The sequence below is a fragment of the Georgenia wutianyii genome (genome assembly GCF_006349365.1).
GTDB lineage: Bacteria > Actinomycetota > Actinomycetes > Actinomycetales > Actinomycetaceae > Oceanitalea > Oceanitalea wutianyii.
This window is the reverse complement of record NZ_CP040899.1, coordinates 324,754-350,487: the sequence shown is the minus strand read 5'-3', so window position 1 is coordinate 350,487 and position 25,734 is coordinate 324,754. Positions and strand designations below refer to the sequence as shown.

Sequence of the window (25,734 nt, the reverse complement as noted above, 5' to 3'; positions counted from 1 at the left end):
CTTCTGCGCCCGCGCGACCCTGCTGCAGCGCGCGTCCCAGGGCGCCAGGGGGCGTCCCAGGGAACTCGTCACCTCTCGGACGCCCTCCCGCCGAACGGCATCGAGGAGGTTCCCAGGGAACCTTCAGGAAATCGGAGGACACTGGAGGTATGACCGAGGGACAGGCGCGGCTCCTCGTCGTGGACGACGAGCCCAACATCCGCGAGCTGCTCACGACGTCGCTGCGCTTCGCGGGCTTCGACGTCGTCTCCGCCGCCGACGGCAACGAGGCGATGCGCCTGGCCGTCGAGGCCGAGCCGGACCTCATCGTCCTGGACGTCATGCTCCCGGACATGGACGGCTTCACCGTGACGCGCCGGCTGCGGGAGAAGGGCCACCACACCCCCGTGCTGTTCCTCACCGCGCGCGACGACATGTCCGACAAGGTCACCGGCCTCACCGTCGGCGGCGACGACTACGTGACCAAGCCGTTCTCCCTGGAGGAGGTCGTCGCCCGCATCCGGGCGATCCTGCGGCGCACCCAGCAGCAGGAGGACGACTCCGCCATCCTGCGCTACGCCGACCTCGAGCTCGACGAGGACGCCCACGAGGTCCGCCGCGCCGGGCGGCTCATCGACCTGTCCCCCACGGAGTTCAAGCTCCTGCGCTACCTCATGGTCAACGCCGGCCGGGTGCTGTCGAAGTCGCAGATCCTCGACCACGTGTGGGAGTACGACTGGGGCGGGGACGGCGCGATCGTCGAGTCCTACATCTCCTACCTGCGCCGCAAGATCGACGGCCGCGGCAGCGACGGAGAGAAGCCGGTCCCGCTCATCCACACCCGGCGCGGGGTCGGCTACCTCCTGCGCGAGCCCACGAGCGGCCGATGACCCTGCGCGAGCGAGCCGCCGCCGTGCCCCTGCGCGGCCGGATCGTCGTCCTGCTCGTCCTCCTCCTCGGGGCGGGGCTGACCGTCACCGGCCTGACGACCACGACGCTCCTGCGCGGCTACCTCCTCGCCGAGACCGACGAGCAGATCTCCACCGCGGCGCGCAACGTCGACCTCGACGTGCTGCGCAGCAGCGCCGAGGCCGACGTCATGCCGACCACCTACTACGTGCGCCTGCAGTCGGCGGCGGGCGAGCCGCTCGTCGTCGCGGCGCGCTGGACGGTCCAGCAGTTCGGTACGCCCGACCTGCCCGCGCAGGTCGAGGGGCTGGGCGAGGGCTACACGGTCGGCAGCGACCGCCCCGGCCAGCGCTGGCGCGCGATCACCTATCTCGTCCAGGACGCCCCGGCAGGGACGACGCTCACCGTCGCCCTGCCCCTTGCCAGTGCCGACGACACCCTCGCCCGCGTCTCACTGACGATCGTCGTCACCGGGATCGCCGTGGTCCTGCTCGCGGCGACGCTCGGCTCGCTCGCCGTGCGGCGCGCGCTGCGCCCACTGCGGGAGATCGAGGAGACCGCCGGGGCGATCGCGGCGGGCGACCTGTCCCGCCGGGTGCCCGAGGCGAGCCCGAACACCGAGGTGGGGCGGTTGTCCTCCTCGCTCAACACGATGCTCGCGCAGATCGAGCGGGCCTTCGCGGCCCAGGCCGCCTCCGAGAGCCGGATGCGGCGCTTCGTCTCCGACGCGAGCCACGAGCTGCGCACCCCGCTCGCCACCGTGCGCGGGTACGGCGAGCTCTACCGGATGGGCGCGATCCCGCCGGAGGAGCTGCCCGCCGCGATGGCGCGCATCGAGAGCGAGGCGCAGCGGATGGGCGGCCTGGTCACCGATCTCCTCCAGCTCGCCCGGCTCGACGAGGGCCGCCGCCTGGAGCGCCGGCCCGTCGACCTCACCGTGCTCGCCCACGACGCCGTCACCGACCTGCGGGCCCTCGACCCGTCGCGCACGACGACGTTCGTCCCGCTCGAGGGCGCCGTCGCGGGCCCGGGGGCGACGACCGTCCTGGGCGACGAGAACGCGCTGCGCCAGGTGCTCTCCAACCTCACCGGCAACGTCGTGCGCCACACCCCGCAGGGCACGCCGGTGGAGGTGGCGGTCGGCCGGGCCGGCGATGCCGTCGTCCTCGAGGTGCGCGACCACGGCCCGGGGATCTCCCCCGAGCACGCCGAGCGGGTCTTCGAGCGCTTCTACCGGCTGGACGACTCGCGCGCCCGGGCCTCGGGCGGCTCGGGGCTGGGCCTGGCGATCGTCGCGGCGCTCGTCGCCGCGCACGGCGGGACGGCCCGCGTGCTGCCCACCCCCGGCGGTGGCACGACCGTGCGGGTGCAGCTCCCGGCCGCGCCCGCGGGCGAGCCCTCTGCCGAAGGCTAGGCCGGGTACACCTCGACCTCGGCGGCCTTGACGACGAAGAGGACCTCCTCGCCCACCGCGAGGGCGAGGGCGGCGAGCGAGGCGGGCGTGACGTCGGCGGCGAGGCGGTTGCCCGAGGCGGTCTCCCCGCGCACCCGCACGAGCGCGCCCTGCTGCTCCAGCCCGGTGACCCGGACGGCCAGGACGTTGCGCGGGCTGCCACCGGGCGCCGTCCGGTGCACCGCGACCGTGCGCGGCGCGAACGCCGCCGCCGCCGGTCCGCCGGCGGGGCCGTCGTCGGCCGGGCCGTGGACGACGTCGCCCCCCACCCGGACCGCCCCGTCGCCCACGTGCTCGCCGAGCAGGAGGTTGACGCCGGCCAGCCGCGCCGCGAACCCGGACCGCGGCCGGGTGAGCACCTGCGCCGTCGGCCCCTCCTCGACGACGCGCCCGTCCTCCATGACGACGACGGCGTCGGCGACCGCGAGCACGTCGAGCAGGCTGTGGGTGACGACGACGGCGGTGCGCCCCGCCTGCCGCAGCGCGCGGCGCAGCACCTGGCGCAGCTCGGCGGCGGCGTCGACGTCGAGCGCGGCGAGCGGCTCGTCGAGGAGCACGAGGCGCGGCTCGGGAGCCAGCGCCCGGGCGATGGCGACGCGCTGCTGCTGCCCGCCGGACAGCTCGCGCGGCCGGCGCCCGGCGAGGTGCGCGGCGCCGACCTCCTCGAGGCGGGCGAGCGCCACCTGCCGGGCACGTGCCCGCCCGGCGCCGAGCGCCCGTGGTCCGAAGGCGACGTTGTCGGCGGCGTCGAGGTGGGGCAGCAGGAGCGGCTCCTGGGCGCACAGCGAGATGTGACGGCGGTGGGGCGGGACCCAGGTGCCAGGCCCGGCGACCCGCCGCCCGGCCACCCACACCTCCCCCTCCGACGGGCGCAGGGTGCCCGAGGCCAGGGCGAGCGCGGTCGACTTCCCGGCGCCGTTGGCCCCGACGAGGGCGATCACCTGGCCGGCGGGCACGGTGAGGTCGACGCGCACCCCGCGCTCGGGGACGACGGCGCGCACGTTCAGCGCGGGAGCGTTCACCGGGCACCCGCCCGGCGCCGGCCCCGGCCCTGCGTCGCGACGACGAGCGCGGCGGCGAGGACGATGAGCAGGAGGGACAGCGCGATCGCGGCGTCCGGGTCGGTCTCGCGCTGGAGGTAGATCTCCAGCGGCAGCGTGCGGGTGACGCCCTGGAGCGAGCCGGCGAAGGTGAGGGTCGCGCCGAACTCCCCGAGGCAGCGGGCGAAGGCGAGGGCCGTCCCGGAGGCGAGCGCCGGGGCGAGCAGCGGCAGGGTGACCCGGCGCAGCACCGTCGTCGGCCCGGCGCCGAGCGTGGCCGCGACGACCTCGTGGCGCCGGCCCGCCGTCCTGGCGGCCCCCTCGACCGACAGGACGAGGAACGGCAGGGCGACGAACGCCTGGGCGAGCACGACCGCCGTCGTCGAGAAGGCGATGTCGATGCCGAGCACCTCGAGCTGGCGCCCGAGCAGCCCGCGGCGGCCGAACGTCGTGAGGAGCGCGAGGCCGGAGACCACCGGCGGCAGGACGAGCGGGAGGAGGACGACCGTGCGCAGCACGCGCGCGCCCGGCAGGGCGGTCCACGCGAGGACGAGCGCGAGCGGCACCCCGAGGACGACGACGAGGAGCGTCGCGGCCGCCGACGTGCGCAGGCTCAGCCACAGCGCGTCGAGCGAGGCCGCGGAGGTGAGGAGGGCGGGCAGCTCGGCCCACGGCACCCGCAGGAGCGTGCCGGCCACGGGGACGGCGATGAGCAGCACCCCGGCCGTGGCGGGCACGAGCACCCACCGGGGCAGGCCGGCGGTGGTCACGGGGTGCCGAAGCCGGCCGCCGCGAGGACCTCCTGGCCCACGGGTCCGCTGACGAGGTCGATCCACGCCTGCGCGAGCGCCTCCTGGTCGGTGCCGGTGGTGACGGCGACCGGGTAGCGGTTGACGACCTCCTCGGCGCCCTCGACGGGGACCACCTCGACGGCGTCCCCGGCGACGACGGCGTCGGTCGAGTAGACGAGCCCGGCCTCGGCCTGCCCGGAGGTCACCTTGCCGAGGACGTCGGTGACGCTGTTCTCCTCGCTCACCGGGGTGAGGGTGAGGCCGAGGTCCGCGGCGAGCGCCTGGGCGGCGGCCCCGCACGGGACCTGCGGGGCGCACACGACGAGGTCGGCGCCGGCGAGCCCCGCGGCGTCCAGGCCGGTGACCCCGCCCGGGTTGCCGGCGGGCACGACGAGCGTGAGGGCGTTCTCGGCGACGACCTGCGGCTGGCCGGCGACGGTGCCGTCCTCGACGGCGCGGGCCATCGTGGCCTCGTCGGCGGTGGCGAGGACGTCGGCGGGGGCGCCGGCGTCGAGCTGGGCGACGAGGTCGGCCGACCCGGCGAAGGAGAAGGTGACCTCGGTGCCGGGGTGCTCGGCGGTGAACAGCTCGCCGAGCTCCTCGTAGACCGTGCGCAGCGAGGCGGCGGCGTAGACGGTGAGCTCGCCCGAGGGCGTGGTGGCCTGCTCGGCGCCGCCGTCGGTCGCCCCGCAGGCGCCGAGGGCGAGCACGGCGAGGGTGGCGGCCGCGAGCGCGCGCGGGCGGCTCACGGCTCGACCCGCGGGGCCTGGACGATGACGGTCGTCGCCTTGACGACGGCGGAGGCGAGCGAGCCCGCCTCCAGGCCGAGGTCGCGGGCGGCCTCGGCGCTCATGAGCGAGACGACGCGGAAGGGGCCGCACTGGAGGTCGACCTGCGCCATGACGCCGTCGGCCTGGACCCGGGTGACGAGGCCGGTGAAGTGGTTGCGCGCGGAGCTCGACACCCCGCCCACCTCGGGCAGCTGGCGCCGCTCGGCGAGCTCCTGGGCGTAGCGGGCGAGCTCGGCGCCCTCGACGACCTTGCGACCGGCGTCGTCGGTCCGCGCGTCGAGCTGTCCGTCCTCGACCCACCGGCGCACGGTGTCGTCGCTGACCCCGAGGAGCGAGGCAGCCTGACTGATCCGAAACTGCGGCATGCCGGAGAGGTTAACACCGCATCTGCGGAGCCGAATTGGGTCCTTGGGGCTAGAGCTCGGTGCTCGTCGGACTGCGCCGCCGCCGCTCGCGCGGCGGGGCCACCGGCTCCCACCCCCGTCGCGGGGCCCGGGTGCCGCGCGAGGGCCCGCCGCGGGAGCGGTAGACGACGAGCGGGCGGGTCGAGTACTGCACCGGGGCGGAGAACGCGTGGACGAGCCGGGTGAAGGGCCAGACGAGGAAGAGGAGGAACGCCGCGACGATGTGCAGCTTGAACTGGTAGGGCACGTCGGTCATGAGCTCGGGCTGCGGCTGGAGGGCGAACAGCGAGCGCAGCCAGGGGGAGATCGTCTCCCGGTAGTCGTAGCCGTGGCCACCCGCGAGGATCTGGTTCTGCACGGTCGCCCACATGCCCAGCAGGATCGGCATCCCCAGCAGGACGTACATGACCTTGTCCGTCCGGGTGGTCGCGAGGAAGACCGGGCCCGTCTTGCGGCGCCGGTAGATGAGGATGGCGAGCCCCACGATCGTCATGAGGCCCGCCAGCGAGCCGAGGTAGGTGGCGATGACGTGGTAGAAGTCCTGGCCGATGCCGACCGCCTCGGTCCAGCTCTTCGGGATGAGCAGACCCATGAAGTGGCCGAGCGCGACGAAGAGGATGCCGAAGTGGAACATCGGTGAGCCGAGCCGCAGGAGCGCGTGCTCGTAGAGCTCGGAGGAGCGGGTGGTCCAGCCGAACTTGTCGTAGCGGTAGCGCCAGAACAGGCCGACGACGAACACCGCCATCGCCACGTACGGGAAGACCACCCACGCGATCGTCGCCGCTGCGCTCATGGCCTGACCTCCCTGTCGTTGGTGCCGCCCGGTGCGAAGGGCTCCAGCGGCCCGAGTGCGTTGAGGCCGACCATCTCCGAGGGTGGGCCGGAGGTGATGAGCTCGAGGTACCGGTCGCGGACCTCGTCGCTCACCGGCGGCAGCGTGAGGCACACGGCCTCGACGACGGCGGCGTACGGGCTGCCCACGCCGGTGAGCGCCGAGCGCAGCACCTCGATCCCCTGCCGGTGGCTGCCGAGCAGCCCGGCGGCGATCTGCGGGTCCCCGCGGGCGGAGAACTCCAGCACGGTGGGCAGGAAGTCGGGCAGCTCGTCGCGGTCGAGCTCCCAGCCCGCCGCCCGGTAGGCCTCGACGAAGCGCACGAGCGCGGTGCCCCGCTTCCGGGTGTCCCCGGTGAGGAAGTAGGACAGGTACATCGAGCACTTGCGCTTGAGGTCGAACGTCTCGACGTAGTGCCGCGCGAGCGCGTCCTCCCCGAGCTCGGCGGCCGTGTCGAGGAAGCCCCACAGCCGCTCCCGCACGGGGCCGGGCAGTCCGCCGGTGGCCGCCCGGACCGTGCCGTGGCCCGCCAGCCGCTGCGGAGTCGGGTAGTCGAGGAGCACCGAGGCGGCCATGTGCGCCACCGTGCGCTGCGCGGGCCTCAGCCGCACGGGGGTGAGCGGGACCAGGCCCGGGGCCCGGATGAAGCCGGTCATCGCCGTCCCTCCCCGACCGGCGGCTCGTCGCCGGGCGACCTGTCCCCGGTCCGGTCGGTCCCGCCCGCCTGCGGCCCGGGGTCCCCCGCCGGGTGGGGGTCGCGCTCGGACACCGCCGGTCCGGACTCGATGTCCCCGGAGTGGACCTCCTGCCCGCCCTCGGAGGGGGCGACGTCGACGCCGGCGGCGGGGACGGTCTCGCTGCGCTCGTCGTCCCGCTCGCCCGGCGCGGGCGGGAACAGCCCGCTGGACCCGCGCCCGTCCCAGTTGAGCAGGTTGGTCCGCCCCGGCGTCGAGGGCGCGTACGGCGAGGTCTGCCGGTCCTTGAGGACGTGGAAGTTCTCGACGGCGGCCGGCACGTCCGCTCCCGAGCCGGTCCCGAAGGGCCCGGCCCCGCCCATCCCGGGACCGCCGTGGACGTCGAGGGAGCAGGCCATCTCCTCGAGCTCCTGGGCGATCTCCGCGTGGGTCGAGGGGATGACGTAGCGGTCCTCGTACTTCGCGATGGCGAGCAGCCGGTACATCTCCTGGATCTCCGCGCCGGTCATGCCGACGGCGGCGGCCGTCTCCTCGCGCGGCTCCTCCCCGAGGTTGAGGTCGCGCATGTAGGAGCGCATCGCCGCCAGTCGGCGCAGCACCCGCTCCACCGGCGCGGTGTCCCCGGCGGTGAAGAGCCCGGCGAGGTACTCCAGCGGGATCCGCATGGTCGACAGCGCGGTGAGCAGCGTGCGGGCGTCCTCGCCGTCGTTGCCGGAGGCGGTGACGGTGTCGACGACGGGGCTGAGCGGCGGGATGTACCAGACCATCGGCAGGGTGCGGTACTCGGGGTGGAGCGGCAGGGCGACCTCGTAGTCGGTGATGAGCCGCCAGACCGGGGAGGCCTGCGCCGCCTCGATCCAGTCCTCGGGCATGTTCTCCCGGCGGGCGGCGGCGACGACCTCCGGGTCGAACGGGTCGAGGAACACCCTGCGCTGCGCGGCGAGGAGGTCGTGCTCCTCAGGGGTCGCGGCGGCCTCGGACACCCGGTCGGCGTCGTAGAGCACGAGGCCGATGTAGCGCAGGCGGCCCACGCACGTCTCGGCGCACACGGTGGGCAGGCCGGCCTCGATGCGCGGGTAGCACATCGTGCACTTCTCGGCCTTGCCGGTCTGGTGGTTGAAGTAGACCTTCTTGTACGGGCAGCCGGTGACGCACATGCGCCACCCGCGGCACTGGTCCTGGTCGACGAGGACGATGCCGTCCTCGGCGCGCTTGTACATCGCGCCCGACGGGCAGGAGGCGACGCACGAGGGGTTGAGGCAGTGCTCGCAGATGCGCGGGAGGTAGAACATGAAGGTCTGCTCGAACTCGGCCTTGACCTCCTGGTTCATCTTCCGCAGGACGGGGTCGGCGGCCATGGTCTCGGTCGACCCGCCGAGCATGTCGTCCCAGTTCGCCGACCACTGGATCTTCATCGGCTCCCCGGAGATCAGCGACCTCGGCCGGGCGACCGGGGTGTGCGGGGAGTCCGCGGGCGCGGACAGGAGCATGTCGTACTCGTAGGTCCACGGCTCGTAGTAGTCGTGGATGGTCGGCATCTTCGGGTTGGAGAAGATCGTCGCGAGCTTCCTCGCCCGGCCGCCGGCCTTGAGCTTGAGCTTGCCGCGCCGGCTCAGCGTCCAGCCGCCCTGCCACACCTCCTGGTCCTCGTAGGTGCGGGGGTAGCCGAGACCTGGCCTGGTCTCGACGTTGTTGAACCACACGTACTCGGTGCCGGTGCGGTTCGTCCACGCCTGCTTGCACGTGACGGAGCACGTGTGGCAGCCGATGCACTTGTCGAGGTTCATCACCATCGACATCTGCGCCATGACCCTCATGAGTAACGGACCTCCTGGCTGCGGCGGCGGATGGTGGTGACCTCGTCACGCTGGTTGCCGGTGGGCCCGATGTAGTTGAACGCGTAGGCGAGCTGGGCGTACCCGCCGATGAGGTGGCTGGGTTTCATCAGCACCCGGGTGAGGGAGTTGTGGATGCCACCGCGCTGGCGGGAGGTCTCGGTGAGCGGGACGTCGACCACCCGCTCGGTCGCGTGGTGCATGTAGACGGTGCCCTCGGGCATGCGGTGGGAGACCACGGCGCGGGCGACGACGACGCCGTTGCGGTTGTAGGCCTCGACCCACTCGTTGTCCCGCACGCCGATCTTCCCCGCGTCCTGCGGGGACATCCAGATGTTCGACCCGCCGCGGGACAGGGAGAGCATGAAGAGGTTGTCCTGGTACTCGGAGTGGATCGACCACTTGGAGTGCGGGGTGAGGTAGCGGACGGCGACCTCCGCGTGCCCGGTGGCGGTCGGCTCCCCGCTCGGGGCGGTGTCCCCCACCCGCGGGGAGTCGTAGAGGCGGTGCATGTCCAGGGGTGGGCGGTAGACCGGCAGCGTCTCCCCCATCTCGGCCATCCAGTCGTGGTCGAGGTAGAAGTGCATCCGCCCGGTGAGCGTGTGCCACGGCTTGAGCCGCTCGACGTTGGTGGAGAAGGCGGTGTAGCGCCGTCCGCCGGTCTCCGAGCCGGACCACTCCGGGGAGGTGAGGACGCTCGTCGGCCTCGTCTGGGTGTCGGTGAAGGTCACCCGCACCGACTCCGACTCCGCGGCGAGGTCGGCCAGCCGGGTGCCGGTGCGCTGCTCCAGGTGCTCGAAGCCCTGGGTGGCCAGGCGCCCGTTGGTCGTGCCGGACAGGGCGAGGATCATCTCGATCGCCTTGGTGTCCTTGTCGAGCGAGGGCCGCCCCGCGGCGACGCCGGAGACCACCCGCCCGTTGCGGGCGGCGAGGTCGGCGACCTCCCGGTCGGGGGTGAAGCTCACCCCCTTGGTCATCATCCCCACCGAGTCCGGCAGCGGGCCCAGGGCGTTGAACTTCGCGAGGGTGGCCGGGTAGTCGCGCTCGATGGTGACGAGCTTGGGCATCGTCACGCCCGGGACGAGCGGCGTCTCCTCGAGCGGGGCGAGCGCGCCGTGCGGGGTGGCCAGGGCGTCGGGGGTGTCGTGGTTGAGCGGGGCGGCGAGCAGGTCACGGCGCCGCCCCAGGTGGGCGACGCTGAGCTGGGAGACCTTCCCGGCGAGGTCCTGGAAGATCCGGAAGTCGGTCCGGGTCTGCCAGGGCGGGGAGATCGCGGGGTTGAAGGAGTTGACGAACGGGTGCATGTCCGTCGTCGAGATGTCGTGCTTCTCGTACCAGGTCGCGGCCGGCAGGACGATGTCGGAGTACAGCGTCGTCGACGTCATCCGGAAGTCGAGGCAGGTGAGCAGGTCGACCTTCCCCTCGGCACCCTCCTCGCGCCACACCATGTCCCGCGGGCGGCGCCCGGGCGGGGAGGGCTCGGCCCGCACGGCCGACTCGGTACCGAGCAGGTGCTTGAGGAAGTACTCGTTGCCCTTGGAGGAGGAGCCGAGGATGTTCGAGCGCCACACGGTGATGACGCGGGGGAAGTTCTCCGGGGCGTCCGGGTCCTCGACGGCGAAGCGAAGCCGCCCGCCGCGCAGCTCCTCGACGACGTACTCCGGCACCTCCTTGCCCGCCGCGGCGGCCTCGTCGGTGATGTCGAGCGGGTTGCGGTCGAAGGTCGGGTAGCTCGGCATCCACCCGCGCTTGGCGGACTCCACCAGGGTGTCGGCCGTGGTCAGGCCGGCGAAGCGGCCCGTGGCGAGCGGGGAGGCGAGGGTCTCGGCAGGCAGCCCGTCGTAGCGCCACTGGTCGGTGCCGAGGTACCAGAAGGCGGTGGAGATCATGTGCCGGGTGGGCCGCTGCCAGTCGAGCGCGAAGGCATACTGCTGGAAGCCGGTGATCGGGCGGATCTTCTCCTGACCGACGTAGTGGGCCCAGCCGCCGCCGTTGACGCCCTGGCAGCCGGTGAGCGTGACGAGCGCGATCATCGCCCGGTAGATCGTGTCGGAGTGGAAGAAGTGGTTGGTCCCGGCGCCCATGACGATCATCGACCGGCCGCCCGAGCGGCGGGCGTTGTCGGCGAACTCGCGCCCGATCCGCACGACCGCCGCGACCGGCACGCCGGAGTGCTCCGCGGCCCACGCGGGGGTGCCCGGCTCGCTCGCGTCCTCGTAGCCCGTGGGCCAGCGGCCCGGGAGCCCGGGGCGGCCCACGCCGTACTGGGCGAGGAGGAGGTCGAAGACGGTGGTGACGAGGCGCCCGGCGACCTCCCGGACGGGCACGCCGCGGCGCAGCACCCCCGCCCCGCCGACGTGCTGCCCCACGTCCCCGGCGTCGGCGCCGGGAGCGACGTCGAAGCGCGGCAGGAGCACCTCGACGCCGCGCCCGCCGTCCTGCGCGACCGACAGGACCGGCCGGCGGCCCTGGAGATCGAGGTTCCAGCGTCCCTTGCCCGCCTCGCCCCACCGGTCCCCCAGGGTGCCGTTGGGGACGAACGGGACGCCGTCGTCGTCGAGCATGACCGTCTTGAAGGCGGCGTTCTCCACCTCCGCCTGCTCCGGCAGGTCCGCCGCGGTGAGGAACTTGCCCGGGACGTAGGCGCCGTCGCGCTCCTCGAGGGTGACGAGGAAGGGGGAGTCGGTGAAGCGGCTGACGTAGTCGGTGAAGTAGGGCTCGGGCCGATCGACGTGGAACTCGCGGAGGATGACGTGGCCCATCCCCATCGCCAGCGCCCCGTCGGTGCCGGGGTGGACGGCGAGCCACTCGTCGGCGAACTTCGTGTTGTCGGCGTAGTCCGGGGAGATCGCCACGACCTTCTGGCCGCGGTAGCGCGCCTCCACCATGAAGTGCGCGTCCGGGGTGCGGGTGACGGGGATGTTCGAGCCCCACATCACGAGGTAGCCGGCGTTGAACCAGTCGGCCGACTCGGGGACGTCGGTCTGGTCCCCGAAGATCTGTGGTGAGGCCATCGGCAGGTCGGCGTACCAGTCGTAGAACGACAGGATCGTGCCGCCCATGAGGGACAGGAAGCGGGTGCCGGCGCCGTAGGACACCTGCGACATCGCCGGGATGACGGTGAACCCGGCCAGCCGGTCCGGGCCGTAGCGCTTGGTCGTCCACACGTGGGCGGCGGCAATGATCTCCATCGCCTCCTCCCACGAGGCGCGCACGAGCCCGCCGCGGCCGCGGGCCCGCTTGTAGGCCCGCGCACGCTCCGGGTCCTCCACGACGTCGGCCCACGCGAGCACCGGGTCCCCCAGCCGCGCCCTGGCCTCGCGGTACATGGTGAGCAGCGCGCCGCGGACGTAGGGGTAGCGGATGCGGGTGGGCGAGTAGGTGTACCAGCTGAAGGCGGCGCCGCGCGGGCAGCCGCGCGGCTCGTACTCCGGGGAGTGCGGGCCGGTGGTCGGGTAGTCGGTCTGCTGCGCCTCCCACGTGATGATGCCGTCCTTGACGTACACCTTCCACGAGCACGAGCCGGTGCAGTTCACGCCGTGGGTGGAGCGCACGACCTTGTCGTGGCTCCACCGGTCCCGGTAGAACGCGTCCCCCTCGCGGCCGCCGCGCAGGAAGATCCGGCTGAGGTCCTCCGACGCCTGCCCTCGCCGCAGGAAGGTGCCGAGCCTGAGCAGGGCGTCGGTCGCGGCGCTCTGGGATCGGTCGGGCTTCGTCGCCGTCATGAGTGTCCTCTCGCGGTCAGGCGGTGCGGGCCACCCGGCGGACGGGCCACCAGGTGAAGGCGGCCACGCCCAGGGCGCTGAGCGCCAGGAGGACGAAACCGATGGTGTACGCCCCGGTGGCGCCGTAGACGGCGCCCATGACGAGGGGCGGGAAGAAGCCGCCGAGGCCGCCTGCGGCGCCGACGATCCCGGTGACCGAGCCGACGGCGTCGGGCGGGGCGAGCTTCGCGACGAGGGCGAAGCAGGCGCCGGAGGCGGCACCGAGGGCGGCGGCCATGGCGAGGAACGCGACCGTGCCGACCGGGACGAGGTCGAGGCGCAGGGCGGCGAGCGTCGCGCCGACCCCGGCGACGACGAAGCACCACACGAGCACCGGCACCGGGTGGAAGCGGTCGGAGAGCCAGCCGCCGACCGGCCGGGCGACGACCGCGAGCACGATGAACCCGGCGGTGCGGAACGAGGCGTCGGAGCGGGTGAGGTCGAAGTCGTTGATGAGGTAGGTGGGCAGGTAGACGCTGAAGGCGACGAACCCGCCGAAGGCCAGGGCGTAGATGAGGGAGAGCTGGAGCGTCACCGGCATCCGCAGCGTGCGCCACGTCCGGGAGAGCATCGAGCCGGTCGCCGCCGGAGGCCGGGCGGGCGAGTCGCGCAGCACGACCCAGGCGACGGCGGCGTAGACGGCGAGGACGACGGCGACGAGGACGAAGGGGCCGGCGCGGCCGAAGCGGTCGGCGATGGCGACGGTGGTGAACGCGGCGACGGCGGTCCCGGCGGTGCCCATCCCGAAGACCCCGAGGGCGAGCCCGCGCCGTGCCGGCGGGTACCAGGCGTTGACGAAGGGGATCCCGACGGCGAAGGCGGTGCCGCCGATGCCGAGGAGGAACCCGCCGATGACGAGGAGCACGAAGCTGTTGGCGACGAAGCCGACGAACAGCGTCGGCACGATGGTCACGAGACTGACCGCCGGGAACATCACCCGTGCCCCGAAGCGGTCGGTGAGCGCCCCGACGGGGATGCGCCCCAGGGACCCGACGATCACCGGGACGGCGACGATGACGGAGACCTGGAACGGAGTGAGGTCGAGGTCCTCCCCGTAGGAGGAGCCGAGCGGGGAGATGAGGTTCCAGGCCCAGAAGTTGACGAGGAACCCGATCGTGGCGAGGGCCAGCATGGACCCGGGCGACCTCGTCGAGCCGGTCCCTGTCGGTCCTGCGTCGAGCTCGGACATGGTGCCCTCCCCCCGGCAGGCCCCCCGGCCCGACCGTGCTGGCGATTATGCAGGGGTTCGGGTCGTTTGACGAGTGGTGGGCCCGGGCCTACCGCTCGAGGGCGTCGCGGTCGGCCCAGGTGTCGACGTCGCGGCTCTCCTCCGCGCTCGCGAGGACCGTGCCGAGGTGGAGCGGGCCGAGGAGGTCGCGGACCGAGCCGCCGCGCACCCGCCCGGCCGCGGCGAGCTCGCCGACCCGCCCGGCGAGGGCCGCCGTCGAGTAGAGCCCGAGGAGCCACTGCTCCCGCCCCGAGACGTCCCGCACGACCACCCCGTCGACACCTCCCACCACCTCCCCCGCGACAGCCGAGTTCCGCACGACAGCCGAGTTCCGCCCGCCCGGCAGCGCGAGGTCCCCGGCGGTCGCGAGCAGCCGGGGCACCGCGGCGGCGGCCCCGGGCAGGTCGCAGGCGAGGAGCAGCACGACCGGCGCGGGGTCCGCGAGCGCAGCCAGCCCGGCCGCGATCCCCGCGACCGGCCCGCCGTGCGGCGGGTCCTCCAGGGTGCGCAGGACGCCGTCGGGCACCGGCACCGCCTCCGGGGCGACGACGACGACGCGCCGCGCCCCCGTCGTCGCGTCGAGCACGTGGTCCAGCAGCCGGCGCCCGCGCACGGTCACCTGCGGCTTGAGCACCCCGCCGAGCCTGCGGCCGGTGCCCCCGGCCAGCACGATCGCGTCGTGGCTCAGCTCCACCTGAGCAGCCCGACCTCGTCGCCGGGCGCGACGGCGTCGACGTCCTCCGCGACGACGGCGAGCGCCTCCGCGGCCGCGAGCGAGGCGACGAGGTGGGAGGCCGAACCGCCCGCGGAGGCGGGTCGCACCGAGGGCAGGTCCACGCCGTCGTCCTCGAGCACCACCGGGACGAACTGCCGTCGGCCGGCCGGGCAGCGCCACGCGACGGCGGCCCTCGCCCGGGCGAGCGGGAGCCGGGCGGGCAGCCCGAGGAGGCGGCGCAGGCCCGGCGCCACGTGGACGTGGAAGGAGACGAGCACGCTCACCGGGTTGCCCGGCAGCGCGAAGACGGGGACCCGGCCATCGAGCACCCCGAAGCCCTGCGGCTTGCCCGGCTGCATCGCGACCTTGGTGAAGCCGATCCGGTCGGCGAGCGCCGCCTTGACGACGTCCTTGGTCCCCACGCTCACCCCGCCGGAGGTGACGAGCGCGTCGATCCCGGGGAGGGCGGCGGCGACGACCTCGCTCAGCCGCTCGGGGTCGTCGCCCACGGCGCCGAGCACGACGGGCTCGCACCCCGCCTCCCGGACGAGGCCGGCGACGAGGACGCTGTTGGAGTCGGGGATGCGGCCGGGCCCGGGGTCGGTGCCCGGCGGGCACAGCTCGTCGCCGGTGGCGAGGACGCCGACGCGCGGACGGGGCCGGACGAGGAGCTCGCCGTGGCCGGCGGAGACCGCGGCGGACAGCTGGGTGGCGCCGAGGAGGGTCCCGGCGGCGAGCACGGTGTCCCCGGGGCGCACGTCCTCCCCCGCCGAGCGCACGTGGGCGCCGACGGCGACGGCGCGGCGCACCTCGACGGCGGGCGGCAGCACCACGGCACCCGGCGGCTGGTCGGTGAGCTCGACGGGCACGACGGCGTCGGCCCCGGCGGGCAGGGGCGCGCCGGTCATGATCCGCACGGCACCGCCGGGCGGCACGGCGACGGGGTGGGTCGTCCCGGCCGGCACGTCACCGGCGACGGGCAGCGACACGGGCGCGCCGGAGACGTCGGCGGCCCGCACCGCGAAGCCGTCCATCGCCGAGTTCGTGAAGGGTGGGACGGCGAGCACCGCGGTGACGTCCTCGGCCAGGTGCAGCCCGTGGGCCTGGGCGACCGGCACGCGTCGCGGCGCGAGCGGCTCCACCCGCGCGAGCACGGACTCCTGGTACTCCTCGACGGTGATCACGGGCGTCCCCCTCAGTAGACCGGCAGGCTCGGGTCGACCTGCGCCACCCACGCCCGGACCCCGCCCTCGAGGTTCGTGACGTCGCCGTAGCCGGCGTCGCGCAGGATGCGCTGGGCCATGGCGGACCGGCCGCCGGACAGGCAGTGGACGACGACGACGTCCCCCGGCTCCACGCCGACCTCCCGCGCGGCGAGCGGGTCGGCGATGAGCCTCTCGAGCGGCACGGTGAGCGCGCCGGGGATCGAGACGATCGCCCGTTCGGTGGCCTCCCGGACGTCCAGCAGGACGAAGTCGTCCTGCCCGCGCTCCCGGGCGGCGAGGCGCTCGGCGAGGGCGGCGGCGGTGATGGTGGGACCGGCGTCGCCGGGCGCCTGCGCCGGACCGGCGGCCAGGACCGCCGCCGCGTTGACGCTCACCGGCACCCCGAGCGGGTCGTAGCCGAGCTCGTCGAGGGTCCGCGGGGGCACCGGGTCGCGGCGCGGGCGCAGCGGCAGCTCGCTCCAGCGGGCCGCGAGGACGTCGAGCACGGCCACCCGGCCGAGGAGCGGCTCACCGACCCCGGCGACGAGCTTGACGGCCTCGGCCGCCATGAGCGAACCGACCTGCCCGCACATCGCACCGAGCACCCCGGCCTGCCCGCACGAGGGGGTGGCGCCGGGAGGCGGCGGGGAGGGGAACAGGTCGCGCAGCGTGACCGCCGGGTAGCCCGCGTCCGCCGGGGGCCGCGACCAGAAGACGGAGACCTGGGCGTCGAAGCGCAGGATCGAGCCCCACACGAGCGGGATGCCGAGGTCGGCGCACACGTCGGCGACGAGGTAGCGGGTGGGGAAGTTGTCGGTCCCGTCCAGGACGAGGTCGTAGCGGCCGATGACCTCCCGGGCGTTCGTCGCGTCGAGCCGCACGTGGTGGGTGACGACGTCGACGTCGGGGTTGAGCGCGCGCACGTGCTCGCGCGCGGAGTCGACCTTCGGCCGCCCGACGTCCTCGGTGCTGTGGAGCACCTGGCGCTGGAGGTTCGTCGCCTCGACGACGTCGTCGTCGACGACGCCCACCTGACCCACCCCGGCAGCGGCGAGGTAGAGGAGGACCGGTGAGCCCAGGCCACCGGCACCCATGACGAGGACGCGCGCGGCGCGCAGCCGCCGCTGGCCGACCTCACCGAGCTGCTCGAGGAGCAGGTGACGGGAGTAGCGCAGCACCTGCTCGCGCGAGAGCGGCGGGCCCGGTTCGCACAGGGGAGGCAACGGCATGCCCATCACTGTAGGAGGGTGGGCCGCCGCGCGGGACGCCGAACGTCCCAGGTCAGCCGCGACCATGGTCCGGCGCACCCGGCCCGGAACGGTGAGACTCTGGTGCCCATGACCTTCACCCACCTCGACAGCAGCGGCCACGCGCGCATGGTCGACGTCACCGAGAAGAACCCGACGGTGCGCACCGCGACCGCACGCGGCCGGGTGCGGTGCTCCCCCGAGCTGGTCCACACCCTGCGCGAGGGGGACGTGCCCAAGGGCGACGTCCTCGCCGTCGCACGCGTCGCCGGCATCGCGGGCGCCAAGCGCACCCCCGAGCTGCTGCCGCTGGCGCACGTCATCGGCGTGCACGGCGTGAGCGTCGACGTCGTCGTCGAGGACGACGGCGTGGCGATCACCGCGACCGTGCGCACCGCCGACCGCACCGGGGTGGAGATGGAGGCGCTGACGGCGGTGAGCATCGCTGCGCTCAACGTCGTCGACATGGTCAAGGGGCTGGACCGCTCGGTGACGATCACCGACGTCGAGCTCGTCGCGAAGTCCGGCGGCCGCTCGGGTGAGTGGCGCCGGCCGGAGAAGGAGGACGCACAGTGAGCACGGTGAGGTACTTCGCGGCGGCCGCCGAGGCGGCGGGCCGCACCGAGGAGCCGGTCGAGCCGGGCACGGTGGGCCAGCTGCGCACCGTCCTCGCGGAGCGGCACGGGGCGAACCTCGCCCGGGTGCTGCAGCGCTGCTCGGTGCTCGTCAACGGCGAGCGCAGCGAGGACGACGCGCCCGTCGCCGAGGGCGACGTCGTCGACATCCTGCCCCCGTTCGCCGGGGGCTGAGCGGCGCCGGGCGTCAGCCGCCGATCGCGCTCATCGGGCGGTCCGGCTGGAGGAAGTCCGGGTCGTTGATCCCGTGACCCGGGAGCTTGCCGGCGATGCACGTGTGCAGCACGCGGGCGAGGTCGTCGTCGGTGCCGCCGTTGCGCAGCGGGGTGAGGAGGTCGGACTCCTCCCGCGAGAACAGGCAGTTGCGCAGCTGGCCGTCGGCGGTGATCCGCACGCGGTCGCACGTCCCGCAGAACGGCCGTGTCACCGACCGGATGATGCCGACGGTGGTCGGGCCGTCGTCGACGAGGAACCGCTCGGCTGGGGCCGAGGCACGCCCGGGCATCGGGGTGAGGCGGAACTCCTCCTCGAGCCGCTCGAGGATCTCCTCGCCGGTGACCATCCGCACGCGTGACCAGATGTGCCCGGCGTCGAGCGGCATCTGCTCGATGAACCGCACCTCCAGGGCGCGCTCGGTGGCGAAGCGGACGAGGTCGACGATCTCGTCGTCGTTGACGTCCCGCATGGCCACGACGTTGAGCTTGACCGGGGCCATGCCGGAGGCCTTCGCGGCGTCGATCCCGGCGAGCACCTCGGCGAGCTTGTCGCGCCGGGTGAGCTCGTGGAAGCGGTCGGCGCGCAGGGTGTCGAGGCTGATGTTGGCCCGCTGCAGCCCGGCCGCGGCGAGGTCGTCGGCGAACTTGGGCAGGAGGATGCCGTTGGTGGTCATCGACAGCTCGAGCGGCCCGTGCGCGCTCTCGACGCGCGACATGCGGGCGACGACCTCGACGACGTCCTTGCGCAGCAGCGGCTCCCCTCCGGTGAGCCGCACGGTGCGCACACCGAGTGCCGCGGCGACCTCGGCGACCCGCACGAGCTCGTCGGTCGTGAGGATCATGTCGCGCTGGAGCCACGGCACACCCTCGGCCGGCATGCAGTAGGTGCAGCGCAGCGAGCACTTGTCGGTGAGGGAGATCCTCAGGTCGGTGTGGACCCGGCCGTAGCGGTCGACGAGCGGGTGCACCAGCTCCGGGGAGAGCGCGACGCTCACGCCGACCCCACCCAGGTATGGCTGCCGTCGGCGAGGACCTGCTTCTTCCACACCGGCAGCCGGGCCTTGACGGCCTCGACGACCTCCCGGCACACGGTGAAGGCGAGGTCGCGGTGCGAGCTGGCGGCGCACGCGATGATCGCGACGTCGCCGATGTCGAGGACGCCGACGCGGTGGCTCACGGCCACCCGCACGTCCTCGTGAGGTCCGACGACGTCGGCGACGATCTCCTCCAGGGCGCGCTCGACGTCGGGGTGGGCGCTGTACTCCAGGCGCACGACGGCGTCGGTGGCGTCCGGGCTGTGGTCGCGGACCTGGCCGATGAACGTCGCGACGGCCCCGGTCGAGGCGGTCGAGACAGCCGCGAGGTGGGTGCTCAGGTCGAGCGGCTCAGCGCTGACCGCGGTGAGCGTGGACTCTCCCATCAGTGATCTCCTCCGGCGAGCTGGTCAAGGATGTGGGGCAGCAGCGGGCCGACCACGGCGAGGGTGTCCTCCACCCCGCGCGGGCTGCCCGGTGCGTTGACGACGACGGCGTCCCCCACCGTGCCGGCGAGGGCACGGCTGAGGACGGCGGCCGGGGCGACGCTGTGGCGACGCACGGCGTCCACGACGCCGGGCAGCTGCCGCTCGAGCACCTCGGCGGTGGCCTCGGGGGTGCGGTCGGTGGGGCTGACACCGGTGCCGCCGGTGGTGAGGACGACGCGCGCGCCGTCCTCGAGCGCCGCACGCAGCGCGGCGCGGACCGGCTCGACACCGTCGGGCACGACGCGCACCGCCCCGACCGCCAGCCCGAGCTCGGTGAGCAGGCGGGCGGCGAGCGGGCCGGAGACGTCCTCGCGCTCCATGCGGCTGCACCGCGTGGAGACGGTGAGGACCGTCGCAGGCACGTTGTCGAGCATCCTGACAGGCTACGTGATGGGGCACCCGCGATCGCTCCGACAGAGGTCCCACGTGGGGGCCGCGGAGGTCTACGATGTCCAGTCGATGAGGGGAGGTCCGGTGAGCCACGCCGACGCGCCGCAGTGGCTCGTCTCCGCGTTCGTGCGCAGTGCCGTCGCCGTGGGCGCGCGCGCCGACCGCGGGGAGATCCAACGGACCGCCCGCGCGCTCGTGGAGCGCTGGCAGGAGCCGGACCGCAAGTTCCACAACCTGCGCCACCTCGTCGACGTGCTCGCCCGCGTCGACGAGCTGGCCGAGGAGACGCACGTCCCCGACGTCGTGCGGCTGGCCGCCTGGTACCACGGCGCGGTCTTCAGCTCCTCCCCGCAGGTGGCCTACGCCGGGCGCGGCGGTGAGGACGAGGTGGCCAGCGCGGAGCTGGCGCGCGAGGACCTCACCGCGCTCGAGGTGCCGCCGGACGTCGTCGAGCGGGTGGCCGAGCTCATCCTCGACCTCGCTCGTCACGACGCCGACGAGCGTGACGTCGACGCCCTCGCCCTGTGCGACGCGGACCTCGCCACCCTCGCGGTGGAGCCGCAGCGCTACGCGGCCTACCGGCGCGCGATCCGCGAGGAGTACGCGCACATCCCCGAGGAGGACTACGTCGTCTCCCGGATCGCGATCCTCACCCGGCTGCTCCAGCGGCGCCGGCTGTTCGTCAGCCCGTTCAGCCTCGCGTGGGAGGAGCCGGCGCGGGAGAACCTCACCGCCGAGCTGAGCCACCTGCGCACGCGCCTCGCCGCCCTCGGCGGCACCGAGGCACCGTCTGCGCCGCACCGCTCCGGGAGCGGCGGGACGACGGCGACCTGGCCGGCCAAGGGGCCGGCGGCCCGCCGCGAGGAGGAGCAGGCGCCGGCCGGGCGCGCGGAGGACGCGCCCCGCGTCACGCCCGAGCCAACGCCCTGGCCCGCCGCCCCGAACGGCGCCGCGCCGGAGGACGAGGACGAGCGGGCGCTGTCGGGCATCGAGCGCGACCCGGACTTCGAGCTGCGCAGGCGGGCGCGCGCCAAGCGGCGCCGGGTCCAGGGTGCTGCACAGTCCACGGACGATGCCGCGGGCTCAGCAGGCTCGCTGTTCCGCCCGCCCCCGCGACTTCCCCGTTCCTAGTCTCGCTGCCAGCACCGCGCCACCAGGGCGCGGGCGAGGGAGGGAGAGGACGATGACGCGGTTCGAGGTGGACAGCTCCGAGGTCCACGGCGCGGCGGCGCGGGCGCGCGAGAGCGCGGCGGCGATCCACGCGGAGGTCGCCCGGATGATGACCCAGCTGCTCGACCTGCAGGCGACGTGGAGCGGTGGAGCGGCACAGAGCTTCGCCGAGGTCGCCGAGGAGTGGCGGGCCACCCAGCAGCTCGTCGAGCAGTCGCTCGCGCAGATCACCGAGGCGCTGGACCACGCCGGGCGGACCTACGCCGAGGCAGAGGCGAACGCCCACGGGCTGTTCGCCCGGTAGGCGCGGTCAGCGGCCGGCGCGGAGGGAGGTGATCTCGGCGGCGACGTTACGGCGGGCAGCCGCCTCCCACAGCCGTGCACCGGCCGCGGTGCGGTAGAGCGCGGGCCTGTCGAGCAGCCGGTGGAGGACGGCCACGCGGCCGCGGCGGAAGTCCGCGTCCGGCACGTCGCGGTACTCGTCGCGCACCTGGTCGGCGTAGGCGGAGTACTCCTGCGGCGAGCCGCCGAGCACGCCGAGGTCGGCGTCGCAGAGCGCGTGCCCGGCGTCGTCGTCGGGGGCGGTCTCGTGGCCGGCGGTCAGCCGCACGAGCCGGGCGACCTCCCCGGCGCGCGCGACACCCACCGCCGGGGCGAGCAGACGGGCGGCGAGCTCGGCCGAGGCGTCCTCGTCGGCTGGGCTGGCGCCGTCGTGCACGGCGTCGTGGAACCACGCGGCGAGCCGGACCTCGGGGGTGACCTGCTCGCCGGCGGCGGCGAGGAGATCGAGCCGGTCGAGCACCGCGGTGAGATGAGCGAGGGAGTGGTAGACCCGGTGCGGCTCGCCCCACCGGGCGAGGACCTCCTCCCCCACCCCGGGGTGGCCGGGCTGCAGGTCCTCCCAGCGCGCGACGAGGGCCCGGCGGACGGGCCGTTCGACGGCCGGCACGCGCAGCCCGGCGGCCCGCAGCCGCCGGATGAGCTCGTGCCCGGTGACGTCCCGCGCCCCGGCGGCGAGGAGCTCGGCGTGCCGCTCGGCGGGCACGTCGTAGTGGTCGAGGTCGAAGGCCCGGCGCGGGACGCCGCAGCGGGAGGCGAAGTCGTGCAGCTCGGCGAGGCTGGTGTCGGACACGAGGTGCGCCCAGAGCGTGCCGTGGGCCGGCCAGCGCGGCCGGTCGAGGAGGACGACCACCGCTACTGGCTGCTCTCCTCGACGAGGAGGACCCGCTGGATACCCTCGAGCGGTGTGAGCGCGGCCACGAGCTCCTGCTTGTCGTGCCGGCCGATGAACTCCAGGCGCACCTCGGTGAGCCCTGGCCCGACGACGTCGGAGCTGAGCACCGCGCCCCGGCACCTGAGCCGGGTGGCGGTGGTGAAGACCGTGCGCAGCGCGTCGTGGCCGTCGAGGTAGCGCAGGACGATGTTCGAGATCTCCGGCGCCTTGGGCATCCGCTCGCTGATCACGCTGACCAGCGGGAGGAGGACGAGGTAGCCCGCGGTCACGGCGATGGCGAAGATCGGCAGCCCGGCCCCGCAGGCGGTCCCCACCGCCGAGACGAGCCAGATGGTCGCCGCCGTCGTGAGCCCGTGGACCACGTGGCCGCGGGTGAGGATGACGCCGGCGCCGAGGAACCCGACGCCGCTGACGATCTGGGCGGCGATGCGGGTGGGGTCCCCGGGTCTCTCCCCGGTGACGGCGGCGAAGCCGTAGGCGGAGACGACGGCGAAGAGCGCCGCGCCCACCCCGACGAGAACGTGGGTCCGCAGCCCGGCGTCCTTGCGGTGGTACTCCCGCTCCGCGCCGATGCCGGCGGAGAGCACGAACGCCAGGCCGACCATGACGAGCTCGTCACGCAGCTCCGCAGTCAGCTCCCACATGGCCTCCCCCTCCCCGGGCAGGACCGCAGGCCTGCCACGCGGTCATTGTGCTCCTGCCGCACGAGGGCCGCGACAGACGCCGACGGGGCGGCACCCTCCGTGGAAGGTGCCGCCCCGTCGGGACGGTCAGGGCCGGTCGCCCGGCCCGGGTCGGGTCAGAACCCGCCCATGCCGCCCATGTCGTCGCCACCGCCGGCCGGAGCGCCGTTCTTCTCCGGCTTCTCGGCCACGATGGCCTCGGTGGTGAGGAACAGGCCGGCGATCGAGGCAGCGTTCTCCAGGGCGGAGCGCGTCACCTTGACCGGGTCGGCGATGCCGTTGGCCAGCAGGTCCTCGTACTCGCCGGTAGCGGCGTTGAGGCCGTGGCCCGCGGGGAGGTTGCGCACCTTCTCCGCGACGACGCCGCCCTCGAGGCCGGCGTTGATGGCGATCCGCTTGAGCGGAGCGTCCGCGGCGACCCGGACGATGTTCGCACCGGTCGCCTCGTCACCCTCGAGCTCGAGGTCGTCGAACGCGTCCTTGGCGGCCTGGATGAGGGCGACGCCACCACCGGCGACGATGCCCTCCTCCTGGGCGGCCTTGGCGTTGCGGACGGCGTCCTCGATGCGGTGCTTGCGCTCCTTGAGCTCGACCTCGGTGGCCGCGCCCGCCTTGAGGACGGCGACGCCGCCGGCGAGCTTGGCGAGGCGCTCCTGGAGCTTCTCGCGGTCGTAGTCCGAGTCGGAGTTCTCGATCTCGGCGCGGATCTGGGCGACCCGGCCCTCGATCTGGTCCGGGTTGCCGGCGCCCTCGACGATGGTGGTCTCGTCCTTGGTGACGACGACCTTGCGGGCCTGGCCCAGGAGATCGAGGTCCGCGGTCTCGAGCTTGAGGCCGACCGTCTCGGAGATGACCTGGCCGCCGGTGAGGATGGCCATGTCCTGGAGCATCGCCTTGCGGCGGTCGCCGAAGCCCGGGGCCTTGACGGCGACGGACTTGAAGGTGCCGCGGATCTTGTTGACGACGAGCGTGGCCAGGGCCTCGCCCTCGACGTCCTCGGCGATGATCGCCAGCGGCTTGCCGGACTGGATGACCTTCTCGAGCAGCGGGAGCAGGTCCTTGACGTTCGCGATCTTCGACTCGACGAGCAGGACGTAGGCGTCCTCGAGGACGGCCTCCTGGCGCTCGGCGTCGGTGACGAAGTAGGGCGAGATGTAGCCCTTGTCGAAGCGCATGCCCTCGGTGAGCTCGAGCTCCAGGCCGAAGGTCTGGGACTCCTCGACGGTGATGACGCCCTCGGCGCCGACCTTGTCGATGGCCTCGGCGATGAGCTCGCCGATGGCCGGGTCGCCCGCGGAGATCGCGGCGGTGGCGGCGATCTGCTCCTTGGTCTCGACCGGCTTCGCCTGCTCGAAGAGCTTCTCGGTCACGGCCGCGACGGCCTTCTCGATGCCGCGGCGCAGCGCGATCGGGTTCGCACCGGCGGCCACGTTGCGCAGGCCCTCGCGGACGAGCGCCTGGGCGAGGACGGTCGCCGTCGTCGTGCCGTCACCGGCGACGTCGTCGGTCTTCTTCGCGACCTCCTTGACCAGCTCGGCGCCGATCTTCTCGTAGGGGTCCTCGAGGTCGATCTCCTTGGCGATGGACACGCCGTCGTTGGTGATCGTGGGGGCGCCCCACTTCTTCTCGAGGACGACGTTGCGACCCTTGGGGCCGAGCGTGACCTTCACGGTGTCGGCGAGCTGGTTGAGCCCGCGCTCCATACCGCGACGGGCCTCCTCGTCAAAGGCAATCATCTTTGCCATGGGGTAGATCCTCCGCTGTAGCGTGGGGGGGTCGGCCAGTGCCCGCGACGGACGGCCGGCGCCGGCGGCGGTCACGTCCCGCCGGGGCGCCAGGCCTCACGGACCGGCCCAACGTGCTGTCACTCTCGATACGAGAGTGCTAACGAGAATCTTGGCACTCTCCCCCTCCGAGTGCAAGAAGGTTCACCAGCCGCAGAAGCGGGAATCCCGTGCAGGATCCAGCGCTCGGCGGTGGAGAGCCTCGCGAGCGCACCCCTCGCCGGACAGCCCCTCCGGACGCCCGCACGCCGGACACCCCCTCTTCTCACCGAGCGCCGGATCGCACGCGGGGGCGCGGCGCGGGACGCGGGACCTCTCATATTTCGTCGGGGTGGTCGACGGGCGGGCCACGACCTGCGCCACGTCGCCGACCTCACGGGCACGGTCGAGCGGATCACGACACCCAGGAGATGATCTCCGGCGTCCTCACCGACCAGCTCACGGTCATCCGGACCGCCCTCGCCCGAGACGGGGGCAGTGCCGGGCCAGCGGCCAACAGACCGCTGGCCCGACGGTCCCCACGGCGCTGTGGAGGAATGCCGTCCACACTCTAGGTGTGACCGCCGTCACGGGTCAATGGTCGGTCCGTGCCCGGGCACCCGAGACCAGCGGGATGGTCAACGGCCGGTGTAGTCCGCTCGCAGCACGATGGCGATCTCGACGTTCTGCGTCGCCGCGGGCGACTCGACGAGGTTGTCGATCCCGAGGAGCGTGCCGATGGCCTGCGCCGTGGGCGCCAGCTCCGCGTTGCGGTAGTAGAGGGTGGTGACGTCGGGCGTGCCGGAGGTGTAGTCCGCGGCCCCGACCGTGGTGAACCCGTCCGCCTGGAGCTCCCCGGCGACCCGCCCGGCCAGCCCGTTGACGCCGGCGCCGTTGAGCACGGAGATCGACGCCGTGCGGACGACGTCCGGCACGGCCGGCTCGCTGGGCTCCTCCGCGGGGGCGGTGGGCGTGGGCTCGGCCGTCTCCCCCGGAGCGGGCTCCTCGGTGGCGGGGGCGGTCGCGGCGGGCACGGGCTCGAGCGGAGCGTCGTCGCCGTCGTTGTCGGACAGCAGGCTCACCGCACCCCAGGCGAGCAGCGGCACGATGACGATGACCGCGAGGAAGGGCGCGAGCGCGCGCCACAGCGACGGCGGCTCGCGGTGGACGCCCTCCGGGCCCCGGTCACGCGCGGCGACGTCGAACTCGTCCTCGGGATACTCACTCACGCCAG

General features: G+C 74.0%; 25 protein-coding genes. 6 read left to right on the top strand and 19 right to left on the bottom strand.

Annotated elements, in window-relative coordinates; genetic code table 11:
* Positions 1 to 149: 149 nt before the first annotated feature.
* Positions 150 to 869, top strand: a complete 720-nt coding sequence (locus FE251_RS01645; RefSeq protein ID WP_139073454.1) for a response regulator transcription factor — start codon at positions 150 to 152, stop codon at positions 867 to 869.
* Positions 866 to 2,302, top strand: a complete 1,437-nt coding sequence (locus FE251_RS01640) for a sensor histidine kinase (protein ID WP_139947541.1) — start codon at positions 866 to 868, stop codon at positions 2,300 to 2,302. Before FE251_RS01645 ends, FE251_RS01640 begins: the two co-directional genes overlap by 4 nt.
* Here FE251_RS01640 and FE251_RS01635 read toward each other — a convergent pair.
* The 12 genes from FE251_RS01635 to FE251_RS01580 all read right to left on the bottom strand — a co-directional run bounded on the left by FE251_RS01635 (position 2,299) and on the right by FE251_RS01580 (position 16,870).
* Positions 2,299 to 3,363, bottom strand: coding sequence for a sulfate/molybdate ABC transporter ATP-binding protein (locus FE251_RS01635; RefSeq protein ID WP_139073456.1), 1,065 nt, complete (start codon positions 3,361 to 3,363; stop codon positions 2,299 to 2,301). The two genes, FE251_RS01640 and FE251_RS01635, sit on opposite strands and share 4 nt — an antisense overlap.
* Entirely contained in the window at positions 3,360 to 4,151 is a 792-nt protein-coding gene (locus FE251_RS01630) for an ABC transporter permease (RefSeq protein ID WP_139947539.1), read from the bottom strand. The genes FE251_RS01635 and FE251_RS01630 overlap by 4 nt, the downstream gene beginning before the upstream one ends.
* A complete protein-coding gene (gene modA, locus FE251_RS01625; protein ID WP_139947537.1) occupies positions 4,148 to 4,921 on the bottom strand; it encodes a molybdate ABC transporter substrate-binding protein in 774 nt (257 codons plus the stop codon). The genes FE251_RS01630 and modA overlap by 4 nt, the downstream gene beginning before the upstream one ends.
* Positions 4,918 to 5,328 (bottom strand): TOBE domain-containing protein, encoded by a 411-nt coding sequence (locus FE251_RS01620; RefSeq protein ID WP_139073459.1) that lies wholly within the window; start codon positions 5,326 to 5,328, stop codon positions 4,918 to 4,920. The genes modA and FE251_RS01620 overlap by 4 nt, the downstream gene beginning before the upstream one ends.
* A gap of 49 nt (positions 5,329 to 5,377) precedes the next feature.
* Positions 5,378 to 6,160 carry a respiratory nitrate reductase subunit gamma gene (gene narI / locus FE251_RS01615; RefSeq protein WP_139073460.1) on the bottom strand — a complete coding sequence of 261 codons (783 nt, stop codon included), beginning with the start codon at positions 6,158 to 6,160 and terminating at the stop codon, positions 5,378 to 5,380.
* Entirely contained in the window at positions 6,157 to 6,855 is a 699-nt protein-coding gene (gene narJ / locus FE251_RS01610) for a nitrate reductase molybdenum cofactor assembly chaperone (protein WP_139947535.1), read from the bottom strand. Before narJ ends, narI begins: the two co-directional genes overlap by 4 nt.
* Positions 6,852 to 8,711, bottom strand: a complete 1,860-nt coding sequence (narH, locus tag FE251_RS01605; protein WP_230976503.1) for a nitrate reductase subunit beta — start codon at positions 8,709 to 8,711, stop codon at positions 6,852 to 6,854. Before narH ends, narJ begins: the two co-directional genes overlap by 4 nt.
* Positions 8,708 to 12,454 (bottom strand): nitrate reductase subunit alpha, encoded by a 3,747-nt coding sequence (locus FE251_RS01600; RefSeq protein ID WP_139947533.1) that lies wholly within the window; start codon positions 12,452 to 12,454, stop codon positions 8,708 to 8,710. The genes narH and FE251_RS01600 overlap by 4 nt, the downstream gene beginning before the upstream one ends.
* A gap of 16 nt (positions 12,455 to 12,470) precedes the next feature.
* The gene (locus FE251_RS01595) at positions 12,471 to 13,682 is read right to left on the bottom strand and encodes an MFS transporter (protein ID WP_139947531.1); all 1,212 of its coding nucleotides are present in this window, start codon (positions 13,680 to 13,682) and stop codon (positions 12,471 to 12,473) included.
* An 88-nt stretch (positions 13,683 to 13,770) separates the two neighbouring features.
* Positions 13,771 to 14,415 carry a molybdenum cofactor guanylyltransferase gene (gene mobA / locus FE251_RS01590; protein ID WP_230976502.1) on the bottom strand — a complete coding sequence of 215 codons (645 nt, stop codon included), beginning with the start codon at positions 14,413 to 14,415 and terminating at the stop codon, positions 13,771 to 13,773.
* Positions 14,406 to 15,620 carry a molybdopterin molybdotransferase MoeA gene (locus tag FE251_RS01585; protein WP_139947529.1) on the bottom strand — a complete coding sequence of 405 codons (1,215 nt, stop codon included), beginning with the start codon at positions 15,618 to 15,620 and terminating at the stop codon, positions 14,406 to 14,408. Before FE251_RS01585 ends, mobA begins: the two co-directional genes overlap by 10 nt.
* 11 nt (positions 15,621 to 15,631) lie before the next feature.
* Positions 15,632 to 16,870, bottom strand: a complete 1,239-nt coding sequence (locus tag FE251_RS01580) for a ThiF family adenylyltransferase (protein ID WP_139947527.1) — start codon at positions 16,868 to 16,870, stop codon at positions 15,632 to 15,634.
* A gap of 108 nt (positions 16,871 to 16,978) precedes the next feature.
* Here FE251_RS01580 and moaC point away from each other — a divergent pair, with 108 nt between their 5' ends.
* Both moaC and FE251_RS01570 read left to right on the top strand, forming a co-directional pair.
* Positions 16,979 to 17,464, top strand: a complete 486-nt coding sequence (gene moaC, locus FE251_RS01575; protein WP_139073467.1) for a cyclic pyranopterin monophosphate synthase MoaC — start codon at positions 16,979 to 16,981, stop codon at positions 17,462 to 17,464.
* Positions 17,461 to 17,697 carry a MoaD/ThiS family protein gene (locus FE251_RS01570; protein WP_139073468.1) on the top strand — a complete coding sequence of 79 codons (237 nt, stop codon included), beginning with the start codon at positions 17,461 to 17,463 and terminating at the stop codon, positions 17,695 to 17,697. Before moaC ends, FE251_RS01570 begins: the two co-directional genes overlap by 4 nt.
* A gap of 13 nt (positions 17,698 to 17,710) precedes the next feature.
* Here the strand turns inward: FE251_RS01570 and moaA are convergent, their stop codons facing one another.
* The 3 genes from moaA to FE251_RS01555 are packed head-to-tail and all read right to left on the bottom strand — an operon-like array spanning position 17,711 to position 19,634.
* Positions 17,711 to 18,733 carry a GTP 3',8-cyclase MoaA gene (gene moaA, locus FE251_RS01565; RefSeq protein WP_230976501.1) on the bottom strand — a complete coding sequence of 341 codons (1,023 nt, stop codon included), beginning with the start codon at positions 18,731 to 18,733 and terminating at the stop codon, positions 17,711 to 17,713.
* Positions 18,730 to 19,158 carry a molybdenum cofactor biosynthesis protein MoaE gene (locus FE251_RS01560; RefSeq protein WP_139073469.1) on the bottom strand — a complete coding sequence of 143 codons (429 nt, stop codon included), beginning with the start codon at positions 19,156 to 19,158 and terminating at the stop codon, positions 18,730 to 18,732. The genes moaA and FE251_RS01560 overlap by 4 nt, the downstream gene beginning before the upstream one ends.
* Entirely contained in the window at positions 19,158 to 19,634 is a 477-nt protein-coding gene (locus FE251_RS01555) for a MogA/MoaB family molybdenum cofactor biosynthesis protein (RefSeq protein ID WP_139073470.1), read from the bottom strand. The genes FE251_RS01560 and FE251_RS01555 overlap by 1 nt, the downstream gene beginning before the upstream one ends.
* A gap of 100 nt (positions 19,635 to 19,734) precedes the next feature.
* Between FE251_RS01555 and FE251_RS01550 the strand changes: the two genes are divergently transcribed.
* Together FE251_RS01550 and FE251_RS01545 are read left to right on the top strand one after the other, a co-directional pair.
* A complete protein-coding gene (locus FE251_RS01550; RefSeq protein ID WP_139073471.1) occupies positions 19,735 to 20,781 on the top strand; it encodes a hypothetical protein in 1,047 nt (348 codons plus the stop codon).
* Between the two features lie 52 nt (positions 20,782 to 20,833).
* Positions 20,834 to 21,124 (top strand): WXG100 family type VII secretion target, encoded by a 291-nt coding sequence (locus tag FE251_RS01545; RefSeq protein ID WP_139073472.1) that lies wholly within the window; start codon positions 20,834 to 20,836, stop codon positions 21,122 to 21,124.
* A gap of 6 nt (positions 21,125 to 21,130) precedes the next feature.
* Here FE251_RS01545 and FE251_RS01540 read toward each other — a convergent pair whose 3' ends face one another.
* The 4 genes from FE251_RS01540 to FE251_RS01525 form a co-directional block, all read right to left on the bottom strand.
* Positions 21,131 to 22,012 carry a DUF4031 domain-containing protein gene (locus FE251_RS01540; RefSeq protein ID WP_139947526.1) on the bottom strand — a complete coding sequence of 294 codons (882 nt, stop codon included), beginning with the start codon at positions 22,010 to 22,012 and terminating at the stop codon, positions 21,131 to 21,133.
* A gap of 2 nt (positions 22,013 to 22,014) precedes the next feature.
* Positions 22,015 to 22,698 carry an MgtC/SapB family protein gene (locus tag FE251_RS01535; RefSeq protein WP_139073474.1) on the bottom strand — a complete coding sequence of 228 codons (684 nt, stop codon included), beginning with the start codon at positions 22,696 to 22,698 and terminating at the stop codon, positions 22,015 to 22,017.
* A 155-nt stretch (positions 22,699 to 22,853) separates the two neighbouring features.
* Complete coding sequence (groL, locus tag FE251_RS01530) at positions 22,854 to 24,482, bottom strand: chaperonin GroEL (RefSeq protein WP_139073475.1); 1,629 nt, start codon at positions 24,480 to 24,482, stop codon at positions 22,854 to 22,856.
* Positions 24,483 to 25,138: 656 nt separating this feature from the next.
* A complete protein-coding gene (locus FE251_RS01525; protein WP_139947524.1) occupies positions 25,139 to 25,729 on the bottom strand; it encodes a LytR C-terminal domain-containing protein in 591 nt (196 codons plus the stop codon).
* Positions 25,730 to 25,734 lie beyond the last annotated feature (5 nt).

Bases quoted from the DNA above. Each gene is read 5' to 3' on its own strand.
- FE251_RS01595 (WP_139947531.1), bottom strand. From the start codon at position 13,682: ATGTCCGAGCTCGACGCAGGACCGACAGGGACCGGCTCGACGAGGTCG.
- FE251_RS01640 (WP_139947541.1), top strand. From the start codon at position 866: ATGACCCTGCGCGAGCGAGCCGCCGCCGTGCCCCTGCGCGGCCGGATC.
- FE251_RS01600 (WP_139947533.1), bottom strand. From the start codon at position 12,454: ATGACGGCGACGAAGCCCGACCGATCCCAGAGCGCCGCGACCGACGCC.
- narJ (WP_139947535.1), bottom strand. From the start codon at position 6,855: ATGACCGGCTTCATCCGGGCCCCGGGCCTGGTCCCGCTCACCCCCGTG.
- moaC (WP_139073467.1), top strand. From the start codon at position 16,979: ATGACCTTCACCCACCTCGACAGCAGCGGCCACGCGCGCATGGTCGAC.
- FE251_RS01545 (WP_139073472.1), top strand. From the start codon at position 20,834: ATGACGCGGTTCGAGGTGGACAGCTCCGAGGTCCACGGCGCGGCGGCG.
- FE251_RS01580 (WP_139947527.1), bottom strand. From the start codon at position 16,870: ATGCCGTTGCCTCCCCTGTGCGAACCGGGCCCGCCGCTCTCGCGCGAG.
- FE251_RS01620 (WP_139073459.1), bottom strand. From the start codon at position 5,328: ATGCCGCAGTTTCGGATCAGTCAGGCTGCCTCGCTCCTCGGGGTCAGC.
- FE251_RS01535 (WP_139073474.1), bottom strand. From the start codon at position 22,698: ATGTGGGAGCTGACTGCGGAGCTGCGTGACGAGCTCGTCATGGTCGGC.
- FE251_RS01555 (WP_139073470.1), bottom strand. From the start codon at position 19,634: ATGCTCGACAACGTGCCTGCGACGGTCCTCACCGTCTCCACGCGGTGC.
- FE251_RS01645 (WP_139073454.1), top strand. From the start codon at position 150: ATGACCGAGGGACAGGCGCGGCTCCTCGTCGTGGACGACGAGCCCAAC.
- narH (WP_230976503.1), bottom strand. From the start codon at position 8,711: ATGAGGGTCATGGCGCAGATGTCGATGGTGATGAACCTCGACAAGTGC.
- groL (WP_139073475.1), bottom strand. From the start codon at position 24,482: ATGGCAAAGATGATTGCCTTTGACGAGGAGGCCCGTCGCGGTATGGAG.
- FE251_RS01560 (WP_139073469.1), bottom strand. From the start codon at position 19,158: ATGGGAGAGTCCACGCTCACCGCGGTCAGCGCTGAGCCGCTCGACCTG.
- narI (WP_139073460.1), bottom strand. From the start codon at position 6,160: ATGAGCGCAGCGGCGACGATCGCGTGGGTGGTCTTCCCGTACGTGGCG.